2 protein-coding genes are annotated in these 1616 nt (G+C 69.1%); both read left to right on the forward strand.

All coding sequences use genetic code 11. The features are described 5' to 3' along the window. Positions 1-597 (forward strand): RNA polymerase sigma factor (locus tag J1C73_RS34565; RefSeq protein ID WP_242643768.1); only part of this gene is annotated, 597 nt, incomplete at its 5' end. A 132-nt stretch (positions 598-729) separates the two neighbouring features. Further along, positions 730-1560: a S1 family peptidase gene (locus J1C73_RS05695; protein WP_207315370.1), complete on the forward strand. Its 831-nt coding sequence runs from the start codon at positions 730-732 to the stop codon at positions 1558-1560. The last annotated feature ends 56 nt before the right edge of the window (positions 1561-1616 follow it).

Here is a 1616-nt window from a genome sequence, read left to right on the forward strand (position 1 = left end):
GCGGTCGAGAAGTTCGACTACACCAAGGGCTACAAGTTCTCCACGTACGCCACCTGGTGGATCCGTCAGGCGATCACCCGCGCCATGGCGGACCAGGCCCGCACCATCCGTATTCCGGTGCACATGGTCGAGGTCATCAACAAGCTGGCGCGGGTGCAGCGCCAGATGCTCCAGGACCTGGGCCGCGAGCCCACCCCGGAGGAGCTGGCCAAGGAACTCGACATGACCCCCGAGAAGGTCATCGAGGTCCAGAAGTACGGGCGCGAGCCGATCTCCCTGCACACCCCGCTGGGTGAGGACGGGGACAGTGAGTTCGGTGACCTGATCGAGGACTCCGAGGCGGTCGTCCCGGCCGACGCGGTCAGCTTCACGCTCCTCCAGGAGCAGCTGCACTCGGTGCTCGACACTCTCTCCGAGCGTGAGGCCGGTGTGGTCTCCATGCGCTTCGGTCTCACCGACGGACAGCCGAAGACGCTGGACGAGATCGGCAAGGTCTACGGCGTGACGCGTGAGCGCATCCGTCAGATCGAGTCCAAGACCATGTCGAAGCTGCGTCACCCGTCGCGTTCGCAGGTACTGCGCGACTACCTCGACTAGGTCGCGGGAGTACAAGGAACGAGGGCCCGCATCCCCCTGGGGATGCGGGCCCTCGGCCTGTGTGGGGGTGCGGATCGGCGTCGGCGGAATGACTCTGGGTAGGCATGATCCATCACAGAGTCAGGAGTACGTATGTCCCGTACCGTCGTCCGCACCATGACCGGGGCGCTCGCCCTCACTGCCGCCGCGGCCGTGACACCGCTCGTATCCCCCGCCTCGGCCGTCGCGGACAGCATCGTCATCGGGGGCCAGCCCGCTCACGTCAAGGACAGCCCGTGGGTGGTGGCGCTCTCCAGCCGTGACCGGTTCGGAGATGCCCGCGCCGGCCAGTTCTGCGGCGCCGTGGCGGTGGGGCCGAAGAAAGTGCTGACGGCCGCGCACTGCCTCAGCAGCGAGGCGCTCGGTGCCGATGTCGGCCAGATGCGCGATCTGCGGATCATCTCCGGCCGGGACGAGCTGAACGGTTCCGGCGGCAAGGAGATCGCGGTGAGCGAGGCGTGGGTCAGTCCGGGGTTCGACGCCACCACCAACGGCGGGGACGTCGCGGTGCTGACCCTCGCCGAAGCGTTGCCCGGGCGGAGCGTGATCCCGATGGCCGAAGCCGGTGACGCCGGGTACCGGGCGGGTAGCGCGGCGGTCGTCTATGGGTGGGGAGACACTACGGGTGTCGGCGACTACGCGTCGTCACTCCGGTCCGCGAAAGTGAGCGTTCTGCCGGACAGCTCGTGCGAGCAGGCCTACCCGGGCGGCAGGAACGGCACGTACGACGCCTCGACGATGCTCTGTGCGGGCGAACCGCAGGGCGGGTACGACGCATGCCAGGGGGACAGCGGGGGGCCGCTGGTGGCCCATGGGCGGCTTGTCGGGCTCGTGTCCTGGGGGAGCGGCTGCGGTCAGGCGGGGAGCCCCGGGGTCTATACGCGGATTTCCGCCGCCATCGGGTGGATGGCGGACGCCGGCTGAGCCTCGCCGGCTCCGGGCACGGGCCGGTTCCGGGTACGAGAACGGGCGGCTCCCTC

The organism is Streptomyces laculatispora, from assembly GCF_017353455.1.
GTDB classification, from domain to species: domain Bacteria; phylum Actinomycetota; class Actinomycetes; order Streptomycetales; family Streptomycetaceae; genus Streptomyces; species Streptomyces laculatispora.

Coding starts and splice junctions, on each gene's coding strand:
- J1C73_RS05695 (WP_207315370.1), top strand. CDS start 730: ATGTCCCGTACCGTCGTCCGCACCATGACCGGGGCGCTCGCCCTCACT.